The organism is Streptomyces sp. NPDC057438, from assembly GCF_042802995.1.
In the GTDB taxonomy this organism is placed as follows: Bacteria; Actinomycetota; Actinomycetes; order Streptomycetales; family Streptomycetaceae; genus Streptomyces.
Genome location: NZ_JBHVDD010000039.1, coordinates 58,368 through 75,327 on the forward strand (window position 1 = coordinate 58,368; position 16,960 = coordinate 75,327).

Sequence of the window (16,960 nt, forward strand, 5' to 3'; positions counted from 1 at the left end):
ATGTCGCAGATGCCCCAGCCGACCGCGCTGACGAAGTGCCCGATCTGCGACTGGCCCGTCGCTTCGGACGACCGCTTCTGCGGTGCGTGCGGCCATGACCTCTCGGCGGTGCCCGCACCGCCGGAGGACCAGCCGACCGTCACCCTGAACGGGACGACGGGTGACGCTCCCGAGGAGGCCGCGCCCGTGGACTGGCCTCTCGCCTCCCCTCCCAGCTCCGACACCCCCCCGCCGGTGGTCCGTCCCACCGACATCGCCGGCACCGACTCCGGCGGCGGCGACCTGCCCGGTCCGGGACGGGGCGTCCGGTTCGACCGGCCCCGGGAGCCCGACGAGTACCCGCTGGCCGCGCCCCAGCCGCCGGATCCGCGCACCGCCGACCTCGCCACCCCGCCGGCCGGGACGAAACTGTGCGTGGCCTGCCGCGCCGGCCACGTCGACCGGGACGGCTACTGCGAGAACTGCGGGCACGCCCAGCCGCGCGAACGCGACCACATGGAGCTGCAGTTGGGCGCGGTCGCCGCGGTCAGCGACCGGGGGCTGCGTCACCACCGCAACGAGGACTCGTTCGCGATCTCCTCGACCGCGCTGCCGGACGGCTCCCCCGCGGTCGTCGCGATCGTCTGCGACGGCGTGTCCTCCGCGACCCGCCCCGACGACGCCTCGCTCGCCGCGGCGCGCACCGCCAACGAGACGGTGCTGGAGTCGCTGCCGCGCGGCACCCACCCGCAGCAGGCGATGCACGACGCGATCGTCGCCGCCGCCCGCGCCGTCAACGCCCTGGCGGAGGAACCGGAGACGGCCCAGGAGCACGCCCCGCACCAGAACGCGCCGGCGTGCACCATCGTCGGCTCCGTCGTCACCCCGAGCCTGCTGGTCGTCGGCTGGGTCGGCGACAGCCGCGCCTACTGGGTCCCGGTGGACCGCAGCGCGCCCCCGGCCCGGCTCACCGAGGACGACTCGTGGGCGGCGCAGATGGTGTCCGCGGGACTGATGAACGAGGCCGAGGCGTACGCCGACGAGCGCGCGCACGCGATCACCGGCTGGCTCGGCGCGGACGCGTACGAACTGGAGCCGCACACCGCTTCCTTCAAACCGGACCGGCCGGGTGTAGTGGTGGTGTGCACCGACGGACTGTGGAACTACGCGGAGGCCGCCGAGGAGATGGCCGAGGCCGTGCCCCTGGACGCGGCCGAACGCCCGCTGCACTGCGCACAGGTGCTGGTGGGCCGGGCCCTCGACGGCGGGGGCCACGACAACGTAACAGTGGCCGTCCTGCCGTTCCCGGCCCCTCCTCAGGGGGCAGGATCGGCCTGAGCGCGCTCGCCGGGCGGGATGCCTGCGGGGGCCTCGGCGGCCGGACGGGCCGACGAACGAGAAGCGCCGACGGACCGGAGGGGACCGGTCCGGTACGGGCACGCACAGTCATCACCCCACGGGCCGTGGGGCCAACAGTGGTGCTGCTAGGGGGATCAGAGTAGGCATGGCCAATTTCTCGAAGTCGAACGTGCCGCAGTTCTCGGTCGAGGTGTACCAGAACGAGTACCTGCCCGAGGGCGGCCGCGAGGTCAACGCCATCGTGACGGTCAGCGCGACCGGCGGCGGAACCATCGGCACCGCGGTCGCCGCGCCGCACCTGTACTCGCCCGGCCAGGGCCCGTCCGCCGCCGTGGCGCTCATGGTCGACTGCTCGGGGTCGATGGACTACCCGCCGACCAAGATGCGCAACGCCCGGGACGCCACGGCCGCCGCGATCGACACCCTGCGCGACGGGGTCCACTTCGCGGTGATCGACGGCACCCACGTGGCCCGCGAGGTGTACCCCGGCGGCGGGCGGCTCGCGGTGGCCGACTCCGCCACCCGGGGCCAGGCCAAGCAGGCGCTGCGCCGGCTCAGCGCGGGCGGCGGCACCGCCATCGGGACCTGGCTGAAGCTCGCGGACCGGCTGCTCGCCTCGGAGGACGTCGCCATCCGGCACGGCATCCTGCTGACCGACGGACGCAACGAGCACGAGTCGCCGGAGGAGTTGAAGGCCGCGCTGGACGCCTGTGCCGGACGGTTCACGTGTGACGCGCGTGGAGTGGGTACCGACTGGGAGGTCAGGGAGGTCACCCAGATCGCCTCCGCGCTCCTCGGCACGGCCGACATCGTCGCCGACCCGGCCGCCCTGTCCGCCGACTTCACGCAGATGATGGAGGCGGCCATGGGCAAGGAGGTCGCGGACGTCGCCCTGCGGCTGTGGACCCCGGTCGGCACGCGGATCAAGTTCGTGAAGCAAGTGGCGCCCACGGTCGCGGAGTTGACCGACCGTCGCACCGAGGCCGGACCGCGCGCCGGCGACTACCCGACCGGCTCGTGGGGCGACGAGTCCCGCGACTACCACGTGTGCGTCGAGGTCCCGGCAGCGAACCTCGGTCAGGAGATGCTCGCCGCCCGTGTCTCCCTCGTCATCCCGCAGCCTGGGGGCACCTCCCGCTCGAGCGGAGCCGAGAGTGGGGGAGGTTCGGCGCAGAGCCTCGGCGCCCAGGGCCTGGTGAAGGCCGTGTGGACCGACGACATGGTCGCCTCCACCTCGATCAACCCGCAGGTCGCGCACTACACGGGTCAGGCCGAACTGGCACAGGTCATCCAGCAGGGATTGGACGCCCGCAAATCAGGTGATTTCGACGGAGCGACGGCCAAGCTCGGGCGGGCCGTCCAGCTCGCCAGCGCGTCGGGGAACGCGGATACTGCGAAACTGCTTGCGAAGGTGGTGGACGTGGTCGACGCGGCGACAGGTACTGTGCGACTGAAGGCGAAGGTCACGGAGGCCGACGAGATGACTCTCGAAACCCGGTCGACAAAGACTGTTCGTGTAAAGAAGTAGGTAGAAACAACCCGTACCACCGCCGCGCGTCAGCCTGGCTTCCCCAGCGGGAATCCGGACAGAACCGGCCACACCGGCCCGTCGTGGCCACAGGAACCGGCCGCGAGGTCGGAAAGGAGAGGGGGAAGCGCCGACATGCCGACCTGCCCGAACGGACACCAGTCGGGTTCCGACGACTGGTGCGAGGTCTGCGGTCACCGTATGGCCGGTGCCGTACCCCCGCCGCCGCCACCGCCGCCCCCGGGCGCCGGTTACGGATACCCGCCGCCCGGCTCGCCTCCCCCGCCTCCGGGCGCGGGCGGTCCCGGCGGTCCGGGCCCCGGAGGTCCCGGGGGACGCCCGCACCTCGCCGCCCAGTCGGAACTCTGCCCGCAGTGCCGCACGCCCCGCGAGGGCGGCGCGCCCTTCTGCGAGGAGTGCCGGTGGAACTTCCTGACCAACACCGCCACGACGTACACCCCGGCCGCACCCCGGCCGTCGGCACCCGGCCCGGGTCAGGGTCCGGGCGGGCCCGGCCAGGGTCCCGGCCCCGGTGGCCCCGGCCAGGGCCCCGGCGGAGGCCAGGGTCCCGGCGGGAACCCGGCGCTCCGGTTCCAGCAGCAGCAACCGCCCGCGCCGTCCTACGGCGGCGGTGACGCGTACGACTACCAGAGCTCCCGCCCTTCGCAGGTGAACCGTCCCGCCGAGCCGATCCCACCGGGACCGCAGTTCGGCGGCGACCCCTCGGGTCCGGGCGGGCCCGGCGGCCAGGGCGGATTCGGCGGTCCCGGAGGACAGGGTGGCCAGGGCGGTCCCGGTGGACCCGGCCGCCCGGGCGGGCCCGGTGGTCCCGGTGGCCCGTCAGGGCCAGGGGGTGCCTCCGGGTTCGGCGGCGGGCCCGCGGGTCAGGGCGGCCAGCCCGGCCCGGGGCAGTCCGGTCGGCCCGGCCAGTCCGGTCCGTCCGCGTTCGGGCAGGATCCCTCCCGACCCGGACCCCCGGCCTTCGGTGGCGACCCCTCACGGCCCGGCCCCTCGGCCTTCGGCGGCGACCCCTCACGACCGGTTCCACCGCCGCCCGGTCCTACGCCGGGCGGGTCCGGTGGACCCGGCGGCTCCGGATTCCCCGGCGGACCGGGACCGGGTGGCCCCGGCGGCCAGGGCCCCGGCGGCGCCCGGCAGGCGTTCCAGCAGGCGGGGCCGTCCGCCCCGCCCGCCTTCCCGCAGGAGACCCGGCGACCCCAGCCCGCAGGGCCCGGCGGCGGCCCCGGTGGGCAGGGCGGCCCCGGTGGCGGTCCCGCCTTCGGCGACGACGACTGGGTGATCTCCCCGCCGTCGACCGGCCCCGGCGGGCCCGGTGGACCCGGTGGACCCGGCGGTCAGGGGGGACCCGGCGGTCCGGGCGCCCGCCCCGGCGGCTACGGCTACCCGCAGCCCGGTGCCACCCAGGCTCCGCCCGGCCCCGCGTACCCGCAGGCTCCGACGTCCTGGAGCGCGACCATCGGTCCCGACCGCGACTACTTCATGGCGATGATGCAGCGCTCGGGCCCCGAGGCGGCGGGCCTGAACCTGCCCGCCTACTCCCCGGAGCAGAGACGCGCCCTCACCGGCAACCAGATCACCATCGGGCGCCGCCGACACTCCACCGGTGACACCCCCGACATCGATCTCTCGGTGCCGCCGGAGGACCCGGGCGTCTCCCACCAGCACGCCGTGCTGGTGCAGCAGCCTGACGGCAGCTGGGCCGTGGTCGACCAGAACTCCACGAACGGAACCACCGTCAACGGTTCCGAGGACCCCATCCAGCCGTTCGTCCCGATCCCCCTCCAGGACGGGGACCGGGTGCACGTGGGCGCGTGGACGACGATCACGATCCGTCGGGGCTGATCCACCCCAGCAGCGAGAGACCGGGGCCGGCCGAGCGATGCGGCCGGCCCCGGTCGTTCTTCCGGGATCGGCTCGCCCCGGCCGGGGCCGCCCTCAGTCCGGGAGAGGCCAGGCGTACGGCCCTTCCGGGTCGTCCAGCCATGCCCAGGCACGGTCGCCGCGCACCGTGATGCCGTAACGCTCGCGCTCGGGCATGTCCTCGCGCTGCCACAGGGCGAGGGCCTCGTGCGGGTCGAGGCTGCCCGTCGTCAGCGCGAGCAGGAACCGGAAGAGCTCGTGGTCCCTGGCCCGGCTCGGCAGCCCGCCGAGGTGCGGATGCATCGTCTCCGGCTCGCTGCCGCCGCGCAGCGGCACGAAGTACGCCGACGTGTGCAGGAAACGCCCCTCGGCCCGCCCCGCGTCCTCCACCCGCAGCCGCACCAGACCGGTGGCCAGCGGCGTCAGGATGCGCGCACCGGGGGCGCACTGGGCGAGCCAGGCGCGCGGGATGGACGGCAGGGTGCAGGTGGCGATGATCCGGTCGTACGGCGCCCGCTCGGGCACCCCACGGGCCCCGTCCGCGGTGACGACGGTCGGGTGGTAGCCGGCGGCGTCCAGATGCCTGCGCGCCGCCTCCGTGATGTCGGCGTCCAGATCGACGGTCGTGACCAGGTCGTCCCCGAGCCGGTGCGCGAGCAGGGCGGCGTTGTACCCGGTGCCGGCGCCGATCTCCAGGACCCGGTGGCCGTCCTCCACCTCCAGCTCGGCCAGCATCTTCGCCATCAGCGACGGCTGGCTGCTGGAGGAGATCAGCCGCCCGTCACGCAGCCGGGTGGCGAGCGGGGCGTCGGCGTAGGCCCCGCGCACCCACCGCTCGCGCCGCCTCGGGTCCCGCTCCTCGCCCCACAGCCGCTCGAAGCCGCCCACGGCGCTCACGTAGTAGTAGGGCACGAACAGGTGCCGGGGAACGCTCTCGAACGCCTTGCGCCACTGCGGGTCGGCGTCCCACGCCCCACTGGCCCCGATCTCGCGCACCAGCGCCGACCGGGCCTCGGCGGCGAGACGTTCCAGGTCGTGGTCCACAGCGCGCGTGCCCATACCTCCACTGTGCGGCCGCACGCCCCCGGAGGCGAGCAGCGCGCCGCATCGGACCCGGAATCGACCGATCCGCCCGCCCGCTCCCCCGTGGATGGTCCTAAGCCTGGAGACCTCCTCCCACGCGTCTGAGACCATGGGTGACGTGAACGAGATTCGGCGCGGCACGCTGCAGGAGCAGACCTTCTACGAGCAGGTCGGTGGCGAGGAGACCTTCCGGCGCCTCGTGCGCCGTTTCTACGAGGGCGTCGCCGAGGATCCGATCCTGCGACCCATGTATCCCGAGGAGGACCTGGGCCCGGCCGAGGACCGTCTCACGCTGTTCCTGATCCAGTACTGGGGCGGCCCCACCACCTACAGCGAGAACCGCGGGCACCCCCGGCTCCGCATGCGCCACGCCCCCTTCACCGTCGACCGCGCCGCCCACGACGCCTGGCTGAAGCACATGCGCGACGCCGTCGACGAGCTCGGGCTCTCCGAGGAGCACGAGCGCATCCTGTGGAACTACCTGACGTATGCGGCCGCCTCGATGGTGAACGCCCCGGGCTGAGCGGCCGGGGGAAGCGCGAGGTCAGCGGACGCTGACGTCGAGCGCCCCGAGGCCCGCCCTGCGCACGGCGACCGACCCGTACGGCGTGCGCAGCCGCAGCCACGCGCCCGAAGAGAACAGTTCCGGCGACGCCTGCTCGGGTGCGCCGGCCACCGTCCGCGCGGTGCGCAGGAAGCCGAGCGACTGGGCCGCGTGCACGGCCCGGACCGGCAGCGGGGTGTTCCCGACCGTCCGGGTCCAGATCTCCCGCCCGATCCGGTCGAGTTCGGCCCGTGTGCGGTGCTCGGGCGGCAGTTCCTCGGTGCGGGAGCGGAACTCGCGTACCGCCGCGGAGACCATCGCCCGCAGCGCGTCCGGCGCCGGCAGCCCGGCCTCCGGCCGCCAGCCGCCGCGCGGGGGGAGCACTCCGGCCCACGGAGGCCCGGTCACCGCCGCCGGGACGACGGCCGTGCCGGCGGACTCGTCGACGGACTCCAGGAGTTCACCGGCCGACACGGTCACGTCGAGCGTGACGTCGAGCCCGTTCTCGTACGGCTTGGCGAGGCGGGCGGCCCTGATGGCCAGGACCTCGAAGGACGGCGGCCGCCCGAAGACGGCCAGCGCGGTGCCTGCCGCCTGGAGGCGCACCGCTGCTCCACGGTCGTAGTGGAGCAGTCGGGAGAGGAAGGCCGCGAGATCCGCCGCCTCCCCCTCGTCGGCGAGGTGGAGCACCGTCATGCGGCGACGGCCCTCTCCTCGTCGTCCCGGTACTCCTCCAGGAACTCGCGCTCCTCGGCGGTGATCCGGCGGGGCCGCTGGGTCGCGAAGTCGAACGGCACGATCACCGTCGAGGCCCGGACGTAGACCTGCTCCGGGTCCTTGACCTCGTAGGTGATCGTGAAGGACGCCGCTCGTATCTCCGTGATCCACAGCTCGATGTCCACCGGCTTGTGCCGGTGCACGAGCTGCCGCTTGTAGTCGATCTCGTGGCGCGCCACCACGGACCCCTGCTTGAAGTCCTTCTCCGGGCGGAACAGGAAGTCGATACGGGCTTCCTCCAGGTAGCGGAGGAAGACCACGTTGTTGACGTGGCCGTACGCGTCCATGTCCGCCCAGCGCAGCGGGCAGCGGTAGATGTGGCGCAAGATCAGCCCCGGGTCAGCTTCTTGTAGGTGGCGCGGTGCGGACGGGCGGCGTCCGGGCCGAGCCGCTCGATCTTGTTCTTCTCGTACGACTCGAAGTTGCCCTCGAACCAGAACCACTTGGACTCGCCCTCGTAGGCGAGGATGTGCGTCGCCACCCGGTCCAGGAACCAGCGGTCGTGGGAGACGACCACGGCGCAGCCGGGGAACTCCAGGAGCGCGTTCTCCAGCGACGACAGGGTCTCGACGTCGAGGTCGTTGGTCGGCTCGTCGAGGAGCAGCAGGTTGCCGCCGAGCTTGAGGGTGAGTGCCAGGTTGAGGCGGTTGCGCTCACCGCCGGAGAGCACTCCGGCCGGCTTCTGCTGGTCCGGGCCCTTGAAGCCGAACGCGGAGACGTAGGCGCGGGAGGGCATCTCGACCTGGCCGACGTTGATGTAGTCCAGCTCGTCGGAGACGACGGCCCACAGCGTCTTCTTGGGGTCGATGTTCTCGCGGCTCTGGTCGACGTAGGAGATCTTGACGGTCTCGCCGACCTTGATCGAACCGGAGTCGGGCTCCTCCAGGCCCTGGATCATCTTGAAGAGGGTCGTCTTGCCGGCGCCGTTCGGGCCGATGATGCCCACGATGCCGTTGCGCGGCAGGGTGAAGGAGAGGTCGTCGATCAGGACCTTCTCACCGAAGGCCTTGCTGAGGTTGTTGACCTCGACGACCACACTGCCCAGGCGCGGGCCCGGCGGGATCTGGATCTCCTCGAAGTCCAGCTTCCGCATCTTGTCGGCCTCGGCCGCCATCTCCTCGTACCGGGCGAGACGGGCCTTGGACTTGGCCTGGCGACCCTTGGCGTTGGAGCGGACCCACTCCAGCTCCTCCTTGAGCCGCTTGGCGCGCTTGGCGTCCTTCTGGCCCTCTACCTTGAGACGGGTCTGCTTGGTCTCCAGGTAGGTGGAGTAGTTGCCCTCGTAGCCGATCGCGCGGCCGCGGTCGAGCTCCAGGATCCAGCCCGCGACGTTGTCGAGGAAGTACCGGTCGTGGGTGACGGCGACGACGGTGCCGGGGTACTTCGCGAGGTGCTGCTCCAGCCACTGCACGGACTCGGCGTCCAGGTGGTTGGTGGGCTCGTCGAGCAGCAGCAGGTCGGGCGCTTCGAGCAGCAGCTTGCACAGGGCGACGCGGCGGCGCTCACCACCGGACAGGTTGGTGACGGGCCAGTCGCCGGGCGGGCAGCCCAGAGCGTCCATGGCCTGCTCCAGCTGGGTGTCCAGGTCCCAGGCGTTCGCGTGGTCCAGGTCCTCCTGGAGCTTGCCCATCTCGTCGAGGAGCGCGTCCGAGTAGTCGGTCGCCATGAGCTCCGCGACCTCGTTGAAGCGGTGGAGCTTGCCCATGATCTCGGCGGCGCCGTCCTGGACGTTCTGCAGGACCGTCTTCGACTCGTCCAGCGGCGGCTCCTGCAGGAGCATGCCGACGGTGTAGCCGGGCGACAGGAACGCGTCGCCGTTGGAGGGCTGTTCGAGGCCCGCCATGATCTTGAGAACGGTGGACTTTCCGGCACCGTTCGGACCGACCACACCGATCTTCGCGCCGGGAAGGAAGCTCAGCGTGACGTCGTCAAGGATCACCTTGTCGCCGTGCGCCTTGCGTGTCTTGCGCATCGTGTAGATGTACTCAGCCAAGAGAAACCGTCCGGCAACTTGAAATCTGGCAGTGGGCAGTACCACCCATCTTGCCGCACGGCCAGCCCTCGACGGAAACCGGATGGTGAAGCCCCCGGACGAACGACGCGGCCCCGGCGCCGAGAGGGCGTACCGGGGCCGCGTCGCACGCGTGTGTCATCGCGCGGTCACTCACTGTCGAGTTGTCAAGGAGCGCTGTCCCTCACGGGTTCCGGCGGCGGAGAAGGATCATCACCGCGCCGCCGATCACGACCAGTCCGATGGCGATGCCGCCGATCACCGGGGTGGCGCCGGAGCTGCCGGTCTCGGCGAGGTCGCCGGCGGTGTCGACCGCCTCACCCCCGCCCACCGTCGCCGGGCTCGGCTCGCTCAGGGTCTGGACCGAGTCGCCGCCTGCCCCGGCCGCGGTCTCCGTCCGGCAGTCGAGAACGCCCCGGAACCGCTTCGTGAGACCGTTCGGCCCCTCGATCGTGAAGTCGTACGCCTGGTCCTCCTGCAAGGGGATCGTCACCGTGCGGGTCTCGCCCGCCTCGATGGTGTAGGTGATCCCCATCAGTTCGAAGGCGAAGGGTTCGTCGCCCTTGTTTGCTGCGGTGAGGTCCAGACCGCCGGCGGCGCAGTTCTTCTCGGCGGACAGGGCCGGTATCGCGCCCTCACCGGCCCAGTGCGCGGTCGCCGTCGCGGTGACCGTGGACTCGCTGGAGCCGGCGAGGATCTGGGTCTGGCTTCGGCTCTCGGAGGCGAAGGCGCGGCCGACCGGCACGGTCGTCGAGGCCTGCACGGTCAGCTCGGCCGAGCCGTCCGCGGCCTTCTCGGGCACCTCGAAGTACAGCTCGCTGCCGTCCCCGGCCGCGGTCACGTCCTCGCCCTTCGCGTCGACGACCCGAACGCCGTCCGCCGTGGCGTCCGAGGGCGGGGTCACGGTCACGCCGTCCGCGGTGGTGTGCACCGTCACGGGTCCGAGCCGCTCCCCGGGCCGGCCGGAGACCGCCGACGTGTCGAGGGTCAGGGAGGCGGTCGGTTCCGCCAGGTCCCGCGCGTTCTTCTCCAGGTAGTCCGCGAGCTTCTCCGCCTCCGGGTCCAGGGCCGTCACCTCGGCCCCGTCCGAGTACCGCCAGATCGCGACCTGGGTCCCGGTGGCCGCGTCCTCCTCGGTGAGGCCCTTGGTCCCGGCCTTGGCGGCGAGTGCCGCGAGGTCGTTCACCTGCGGGTAGGAGTTCTGCAGGATCCAGCGGATCCTGCCCGCCTGCTTGTTGGCGCCGAGAGAGGTGCCGCTCCAGGGGGTCTCCCGGTACTCGGCGTCCTTCTGCGTGGGGTTCTGGACGTCGACGCAGTAGGTCTGCAGCGTGCCGCCGTCGTCGACGAACATCTCGAACAGCCCTGCGGGAAGCTGCTGTTCCTGGCCGTCCTCGGTCCGGAGCACGGCCGTCCCGAAGGTTCTGAGGCCGTCCATGGTCGCCGTGGCCCCGCCCGAACTCGGCGCCGTGCCCTCGGCGGCGGCCGGGCCCGCGGTGACGACCGCGCCCGCGACGACCAGGCCTGACGCGAGTGACACGGCGGCGAGGCGGGCAGCCCCTCGCCTGCGCGCGGCCCACCCGGACCACCCGGAGAACGACGCCGAGAACGAAGAAAGCACAGAATTTCCCTTCGAGCAGGACCCGTTGACGTGGGGGGTTGTGGTCCCACCAGCAGAATCAGAAGCCCCGTGAGCTATGCCCGGCATCCTAGGGACGAGGCGCACCACCTTTCCCAGTCGTATCGTCGGACAACCGATCCGAATCGGAATCGTTATCGCGTGCACAGCCCATGAACAGCTCCTGTCGACGAATTGCCCAGGTGTGCACACGGACCCTTCACCATGTGTGCACCGCCGTCCCACGCTCCGCACGGGGCTGAGTTCACGTCACCCCGGCTGGTTCCGGCCTGAGTTCGGCGCCGGGGTCGAGCCGGCTGCCGGACGGCGGTGTCTCCCAGTTCGGCTCCGCCGGGGACGGGGACCGGTCCGCCGCCGGTGCCTCTCCTCGGGGCGTCCGCCGGAACGCCGACGTGCCCCGGGCGAGATCGTGGCCGATGGCGACCGCGTCGACGTCCGCCGAGGCCCAGCTCTGCCCGTCCCGCTGCTCGGTGCGCACCTTCAACCGCCCCTGGACCACGACCGGATCCCCCAGTGACACGGACGATGCCACGTTGGCGGCGAGCGTGCGCCGCGCCCACACGGTGAAGAAGTTGGTGTGGCCGTCGGTCCACTCGTTCTTCTCCCGGTCCCAGTACCGCGAGGTCACCGCCAGCCGGAACCGGGCCGACGAACCCGTGGACAACTCCCGGCAGACCGGCTGGGTCGCCACGTTCCCCACCACGCACACCATCGTCTCGTTCATCTCGCGAACCCCCTCCTCGACGCCGGCCCCGAGGCCGGCGTGCCGAGCGGACACGTGTACGGGCCCGTCCCGTACGGCTGCTGCGTCCGTCGTGCGGCGGTGCTGTGATCGCCGCGTGTTCAGACTGCCGCCGTCGGGACGAGCCCGCCGAGCCCTGTGCACTACCCGCCGGTTGTGGACAACTCCGTCACCCGACGGGGTGAACCACCCCGGTGGAGACCGTGCCTCACCCCACCGGCGCCGCCCCCAGCACCCGCCCGTACTGCTCGCGCACCTCCCGGTACCGCAGCAGTTCGGCGGCCACCGGATCCAGCACCCGTGCCCGGCCGCACCCGGCGGCAGCCTCCCGCAGCCGCCGTTCCGCCTCGTGGCCGTACCGCCGTGCCGGACCGCGCGCGGCCATGCGGCAGCCCCACTCGACGGCCGGGCCGCCGACGATGCCGATCACCATCAGCAGCACCGGAACGCCGAGATTCGGTGCCATGAAGCCGATGATCTGTCCCAGCAGCCACAGGCCGCCGACGACCTGGAGCAGCGTCATCGACGCCTGTGCGAGGACCGCGGCGGGCCACCAGCCCGGCCGCGGCGGCCGCCCCGTCGGCGCCCCGACCCGCACGGCGAGCTCGTCCAGCGCCTCGGGCAGCCCCTGCGCCCCGCGCACGGCCGCATCGCGCACCGCCTGGGCCCAGGGTGCGGGCAGTCCCGCCGCGGCGCGCTCCGACAGCGTGCGCACGGCCTGTTCGACGCGCTGCCGCGCCGTGGACTCCTCGTCCACGGGCGCCGCCAGGGCGAGCCGCCCGGTGGGGAGTTCGCCACGGCCCTGGTACCACCGCCACAGCCGTAGCCAGGGGGTACCGCACGCGCGGTTGGCGTGGCGCAGCCAGAGGCGTTCGGCGGCCTCGCCCGCGGCGGTGGCGCCGACGGCGTCCGCGAGCCGCGCGGCGAACTCGTCCCGGGCCCGTTCGCTGAGCCCCGTGCGCCGCTGGTTCGCGTAGACGGGCCACAACCGCGCGGCCGCCGCGTCCAGGTCGGCGCGCACCCGGCGGGCGGGAGCGCCCCGCTCGGCCACGAACTGCCCCAGCGCGTCGCGCAGTTCCCCCACGCCGTCCCCGGTGAGCGCGGACAGCGCGAGCACGGTGGCACCGGGCTCGCCGTGCTCCCCCAGCGCGATCCCGTCCTCGTCGAGCAGTCGCCGCAGATCGTCGAGCACCTGGTGGGCCGCCTCGCCGGGCAGCCGGTCCACCTGGTTGAGGACGACGAACATGACCTCCGCGTGGCCGGCCAGGGGCCGCAGATAGCGCTCGTGGAGGACGGCGTCGGCGTACTTCTCCGGGTCGACGACCCAGATGACGGCGTCCACGAGCGCCAGGATCCGGTCCACCTGCTCCCGGTGCTCCACCGCCGCCGAGTCGTGGTCGGGCAGGTCCACCAGCACGAGCCCGCGCAGCTGGGCCTCCGCCTCCGGGCTCTGCAGCGGCCGCCGTCGCAGCCGCCCCGGAATGCCCAGCCGGTCGATGAGACTCGCGGCTCCGTCGCTCCAGCTGCACGCGATGGGCGCGGCCGTGGTGGGCCGGCGTACGCCCGTCTCCGAGATCGTCACTCCGGCGAGGGAGTTGAACAGCATGGACTTGCCGCTCCCGGTGGCGCCCGCGATGGCGACGACCGTGTGCTGTCCCGAGAGCCTGCGCCGGGCCGCGGCCTCGTCCAGCACCCGTCCGGCCTCCGCCAGGGTCGTGCTGTCCAGCCGTGTGCGGGACGCCCCCACCAGCTCCCGCAGCGCGTCGAGCCGCGACCTCAGCCGTCCGTCGTACGCGAGCGGGACCGGCTGGGCGACCGGCGCCCTGTGCTCCACGCCCGGGGCACGCTCGGCAGCCCCCGCCTCGGTGACACGCCGTGCGATGAGCCCGTCGTCCCACGGATCGCCGGACTCGGTCCGCGGCGACGGATCACCGGACGCATCACCGGACGGGCCACCGGGTGGGGCACCGGCCGGACCCCCGTACGCGCCGCCGCCGGAACGGTCGGGCACGCGTGCGTGGGCGGCGTTCTCGCCCCGGGCACGCTGCTCGCGGCCCGGCCCGGCCGGTGCGTCGGCGCCCCGGTCCGGCGCCGCGCGCCTCTCCTCGAACCACGCACCTCCGGCCCTCTCCGATCGCCCCCCGTCGGGACCCCTCGGGTGCCCTTGCCCGGCACCGGCCTCCGCGGGACGACCGGCCCGGCCCTCCGCGGGCCTCCCGCCGCCCTTTCCCTCGCCCTTCCTCTCACCCGTCCTGTCGTCACCCTTGTCGGGGACGTCGTCTCCGGTCTGATCCGTGTGGTCAGTGACGGCGGTCACGGCGGTCACCTCTCCTTCTGCAGTACGGACAGGGCGGCGATGAGTTCGGCCTGTGGTTCGGGGTGTACGTCGAGTGCGTAGAGCGGGGCGAGACGGCGTTCGCGCTCGGTGTCCAGGGCCCGCTCCAGGTACTCGGTGAGCAGCCGTCCGCCCCGGTCGCGCAGCCGCAGCGCGCCGTGCGCCCCGATCCGTTCGGCGAGCCCCTCGCCCGCGGACCGCGCCCGCCGTCCGCCCAGCAGGGCCGTGGCGCCCAGTGCGGCCACCGCCTCCACGTCCGGCGCGACGCTGCGGTCGAGGTCGCGCACCTCTTCCTCGGCGTACTCCTCCAGAACGCGCCGCCAGCGTCGTACGGTGATCCCGATCCGGTCCTCGACGCTCTCGCGCGCGGCGTCACGTTCCGTCAGCCCGGCGGCCACGGCGGCCGGTTCGCGACGCCAGGTCTCGCCGATCCGTTCGTCGGCGGCGGTGACGGCGCACAGCAGCAGGGTGCCGAGGCTTTCGGCGAGGGCGTCGAGCAGTTCACCGGTGGTGCAGTCGAGCGGGTAGCTGCGCCACCGCTTGAGGGCGTCCCCGGCAAGCACCGCCCCCGACTGCAGCCGGCCCTTCACGCGCGCGTACTCGCTGTCGTACGCCGTGTCGACGGCGGCGGTGAGCCGCAGGGCGGTGGAGTACTGCTGGGCCGCCGCGCTCGCCAGCTCGGGCATCCGGGACCGCAGCGAGTCGAGGACCCCGTACGCGGTGCGGGCCACGGTCTCGTGCCGGGCCGCGGGGTCGGTCGCCTGCTGGACGAGCCAGGCCCGCAGCGGAGCGACGGCGGTGCCCGGCAGCAGCCCCCCGCCCCAGGCGGACTCGGGCAGCTCGGGCACGGTGAACCGGGGCACGTCACCGAGCCCGGCCTTGGTCAGCAGCGCCCCGTACTGCCGGGAGACCTCGGACACCACCTGGTGGGGCACCCGGTCGAGGACGGTGACCAGGGTCGCCCGGTGCTCCTTGGCGGACCGCAGCAGATGCCACGGCACCGCGTCGGCGTAGCGGGAGGCCGTGGTGACCATCACCCAGATGTCGGCGGCGCAGATCAGTTCGGCGGCGAGTACGCGGTTGTCGGCGTCCAGGGAGTCGACATCGGGGGCGTCGAGCAGGGCGAGACCGGGCGGAAGACTGTCGGCGGTCTCGACGCGCAGGACGCGTGCGCCCTCCTTGCCGCCGTTCCCGCCCGGCGGGAACGGCTCGTCGTCCGGATCCTGACCGGGTTCCCGCTGCGGCAGCCACGCACGGGTCAGGTGGGGCAGGACACGCATGTCGCTGAACCAGTGGTGGTCATCGGGATGGCAGATCAGTACGGGCGTACGGGTCGTCGGCCGCAGCACACTGGCCTCGCTCACCTTCCGCCCCACCAGGGAGTTGACGAGAGTGGACTTGCCGGCTCCGGTCGATCCCCCGACCACGGCCAGCAACGGCGCTTCGGGTTGCCGCAACCGGGGCACCAAGTAGTCGTCGAGTTGCGCGAGCAGTTCGTCGCGGTTGGCACGCGCGCGCGGGGCCCCTGCCAGGGGCAGCGGAAAGCGCGCGGCGGCGACACGGTCGCGCAGGGCGGAGAGCGCGTCGAGCAACTGGGGCCGTACGTCCAAGGTCACCACATGCGAAGAATGCCCAATTTTGGGGACATTCTGAAGCATATAAGTACGCCTGCGCGCCGAGTGGACGCAGAGGGACGGAAGGGGCGAGAGGGGCGCAGGCATAACGAGTGCACAACATGCGGGGCCCGAGCCGCGAAAAGAGGTGCACGATTCGTACCTGCCTGCGATTATCAGGACCGCTTCACCGAACCTCCACATTGAGCCACGGAGGCGAAGCAACAGGGTCAAGGACTCGGGAGCCCTATCCTTGTCCCCGGTGACGTCACGGATCCGCCCACACCCGGGCACCAGGACAGAGGCCACCACACCCGGCCCCCGTAGCTCAGTGGATAGAGCAGGCGCCTTCTAAGCGCTTGGCCGCAGGTTCGAGTCCTGCCGGGGGCGCAAGTCTCCGCCCTCCCTCCGGGAGGGCTTTTTACTGGTCACAGCGGGTATCGCCCGCCATGGTCAAGCCCCCGGGCGCTCTCCCGGCGGTTCAAGGCGAGATTCCGGGGCGGTCCGACTGTCAGCGGGTTTTCGCGGGCGGCCCTGTCGAACACGTGTCGAATTTCCCGGACAGAAGCCTCGGTCCCCGCCGGTCGGCCCGGGAGATCCCCGGCGGCCTCCAGGCGCCGTTTTCAGGTCAGGCGGCCGCCCCTTCGGCGCACCGCGCGCCCGCGGGAGCGGTCGTCGTGGCGGTCGGAGGTCTACTTGTCGCGCAAGGTCTCGATGTCGGCCGCCAGCACGGCCATGTCGCGCACGTGCGTGTAGTACGTGGCCCCGTACTCGTCACCGATCACGGAAGTACCTTCTCGAACACCGCGGTGAGCCTGCCCAGGCCGGCGCGACGCACTCGTCGAGCGGGCCTTCGTGGACACCGGCCGCGTAGGCGTAGGAGTCCGCATCGAACAGCAGCACGTTGGCGCCCACTCCTCGCCCTTCTCGCAGGAGAGTTCCACTCTGTCCGGTTTCCGGTTTCCGGTTTCCGCCGTCGGTGATCGTCGGCCTCCACACTCCCCTTCGGAACGGGTGATCCCCAGGTCGACGCCGTGACCCCCGGTGCGCGGGCGCGTTGAAGGGGCGTGCGGCCACGAAGTGGGGGTCGTGCTCACCGATCAAGAAGGAGAACGTGATGTCTCGCATCGCGAAGGCAGCCGTCGTCACCCTCGGCACGTCCGCAGTCGTGCTCAGCGGCGCCGGTCTGGCCTCGGCGGACGCGGGCGCCGAGGCCAAGGCCGTCGGCTCGCCGGGTGTCCTCTCGGGCAACATCGTCCAGGTCCCCGTCAACATTCCGGTCAACCTGTGCGGGAACACGATCAACGTCGTCGGTCTGCTGAACCCCGCCTTCGGCAACGTCTGCGTCAACAAGAGCGACGACAACCACAAGGGCAACCCCGGCCCGTCCGGCTACGGCCACTGACACGGCCGACAGCCCTGAGTGCCGCAACGGCGACACGACAGTGACGCGAAGCCCCGGACGGTGGGAC

Annotated in this window: 13 protein-coding genes and 1 tRNA gene; 6 read left to right on the plus strand and 8 right to left on the minus strand. The window is 72.6% G+C overall.

Translation table 11 applies throughout. The features are described 5' to 3' along the window. The 3 genes from ACFU5F_RS22020 (at nt 1) to ACFU5F_RS22030 (ending at nt 4,729) form a co-directional block, all read left to right on the plus strand. Complete coding sequence (locus ACFU5F_RS22020) at nt 1-1,317, plus strand: PP2C family serine/threonine-protein phosphatase (RefSeq protein WP_383889793.1); 1,317 nt, start codon at nt 1-3, stop codon at nt 1,315-1,317. Nucleotides 1,318-1,483: 166 nt separating this feature from the next. After that, nucleotides 1,484-2,866, plus strand: coding sequence for a VWA domain-containing protein (locus ACFU5F_RS22025; protein WP_383889795.1), 1,383 nt, complete (start codon nt 1,484-1,486; stop codon nt 2,864-2,866). A gap of 135 nt (nt 2,867-3,001) precedes the next feature. After that, nucleotides 3,002-4,729, plus strand: a complete 1,728-nt coding sequence (locus ACFU5F_RS22030; protein ID WP_383889798.1) for an FHA domain-containing protein — start codon at nt 3,002-3,004, stop codon at nt 4,727-4,729. Nucleotides 4,730-4,822: 93 nt separating this feature from the next. On the opposite strand, the gene ACFU5F_RS22035 is transcribed toward ACFU5F_RS22030, so the two are convergent. Beyond that, nucleotides 4,823-5,806, minus strand: coding sequence for a methyltransferase domain-containing protein (locus ACFU5F_RS22035; RefSeq protein ID WP_383889800.1), 984 nt, complete (start codon nt 5,804-5,806; stop codon nt 4,823-4,825). A 133-nt stretch (nt 5,807-5,939) separates the two neighbouring features. On the opposite strand from ACFU5F_RS22035, the gene ACFU5F_RS22040 reads away from it, so the two are divergent. Next, nucleotides 5,940-6,353 carry a globin gene (locus ACFU5F_RS22040; RefSeq protein ID WP_275458357.1) on the plus strand — a complete coding sequence of 138 codons (414 nt, stop codon included), beginning with the start codon at nt 5,940-5,942 and terminating at the stop codon, nt 6,351-6,353. A 21-nt stretch (nt 6,354-6,374) separates the two neighbouring features. Here the strand turns inward: ACFU5F_RS22040 and ACFU5F_RS22045 are convergent, their stop codons facing one another. The 7 genes from ACFU5F_RS22045 to ACFU5F_RS22075 all read right to left on the minus strand — a co-directional run bounded on the left by ACFU5F_RS22045 (nt 6,375) and on the right by ACFU5F_RS22075 (nt 15,533). Further along, nucleotides 6,375-7,070, minus strand: coding sequence for a hypothetical protein (locus ACFU5F_RS22045; RefSeq protein WP_383889803.1), 696 nt, complete (start codon nt 7,068-7,070; stop codon nt 6,375-6,377). Then, the gene (locus ACFU5F_RS22050) at nt 7,067-7,477 is read right to left on the minus strand and encodes an acyl-CoA thioesterase (RefSeq protein ID WP_383889805.1); all 411 of its coding nucleotides are present in this window, start codon (nt 7,475-7,477) and stop codon (nt 7,067-7,069) included. The genes ACFU5F_RS22045 and ACFU5F_RS22050 overlap by 4 nt, the downstream gene beginning before the upstream one ends. Nucleotides 7,478-7,479: 2 nt before the next feature. Next, nucleotides 7,480-9,144 (minus strand): energy-dependent translational throttle protein EttA, encoded by a 1,665-nt coding sequence (gene ettA / locus ACFU5F_RS22055; protein ID WP_383889808.1) that lies wholly within the window; start codon nt 9,142-9,144, stop codon nt 7,480-7,482. Nucleotides 9,145-9,346: 202 nt separating this feature from the next. Further along, nucleotides 9,347-10,780, minus strand: a complete 1,434-nt coding sequence (locus ACFU5F_RS22060; protein WP_383889811.1) for a Cys-Gln thioester bond-forming surface protein — start codon at nt 10,778-10,780, stop codon at nt 9,347-9,349. Between the two features lie 262 nt (nt 10,781-11,042). Then, the gene (locus tag ACFU5F_RS22065; RefSeq protein ID WP_383889814.1) at nt 11,043-11,522 is read right to left on the minus strand and encodes a single-stranded DNA-binding protein; all 480 of its coding nucleotides are present in this window, start codon (nt 11,520-11,522) and stop codon (nt 11,043-11,045) included. 226 nt (nt 11,523-11,748) lie between these two features. Next, nucleotides 11,749-13,857, minus strand: a complete 2,109-nt coding sequence (locus tag ACFU5F_RS22070; protein WP_383889817.1) for a YfjP family GTPase — start codon at nt 13,855-13,857, stop codon at nt 11,749-11,751. A gap of 5 nt (nt 13,858-13,862) precedes the next feature. Then, a complete protein-coding gene (locus ACFU5F_RS22075) occupies nt 13,863-15,533 on the minus strand; it encodes a dynamin family protein (RefSeq protein WP_383889819.1) in 1,671 nt (556 codons plus the stop codon). A gap of 272 nt (nt 15,534-15,805) precedes the next feature. Here ACFU5F_RS22075 and ACFU5F_RS22080 point away from each other — a divergent pair. Then, nucleotides 15,806-15,878, plus strand: a tRNA-Arg gene (locus tag ACFU5F_RS22080). Nucleotides 15,879-16,605: 727 nt separating this feature from the next. After that, entirely contained in the window at nt 16,606-16,893 is a 288-nt protein-coding gene (locus ACFU5F_RS22085; RefSeq protein ID WP_383889822.1) for a chaplin, read from the plus strand. The last annotated feature ends 67 nt before the right edge of the window (nt 16,894-16,960 follow it).

Coding starts and splice junctions, on each gene's coding strand:
- ACFU5F_RS22020 (WP_383889793.1), top strand. CDS start 1: ATGTCGCAGATGCCCCAGCCGACCGCGCTGACGAAGTGCCCGATCTGC.
- ACFU5F_RS22025 (WP_383889795.1), top strand. CDS start 1,484: ATGGCCAATTTCTCGAAGTCGAACGTGCCGCAGTTCTCGGTCGAGGTG.
- ACFU5F_RS22030 (WP_383889798.1), top strand. CDS start 3,002: ATGCCGACCTGCCCGAACGGACACCAGTCGGGTTCCGACGACTGGTGC.
- ACFU5F_RS22035 (WP_383889800.1), bottom strand. CDS start 5,806: ATGGGCACGCGCGCTGTGGACCACGACCTGGAACGTCTCGCCGCCGAG.
- ACFU5F_RS22040 (WP_275458357.1), top strand. CDS start 5,940: ATGGGTGACGTGAACGAGATTCGGCGCGGCACGCTGCAGGAGCAGACC.
- ACFU5F_RS22045 (WP_383889803.1), bottom strand. CDS start 7,070: ATGACGGTGCTCCACCTCGCCGACGAGGGGGAGGCGGCGGATCTCGCG.
- ACFU5F_RS22065 (WP_383889814.1), bottom strand. CDS start 11,522: ATGAACGAGACGATGGTGTGCGTGGTGGGGAACGTGGCGACCCAGCCG.
- ACFU5F_RS22075 (WP_383889819.1), bottom strand. CDS start 15,533: ATGCTTCAGAATGTCCCCAAAATTGGGCATTCTTCGCATGTGGTGACC.
- ACFU5F_RS22085 (WP_383889822.1), top strand. CDS start 16,606: ATGTCTCGCATCGCGAAGGCAGCCGTCGTCACCCTCGGCACGTCCGCA.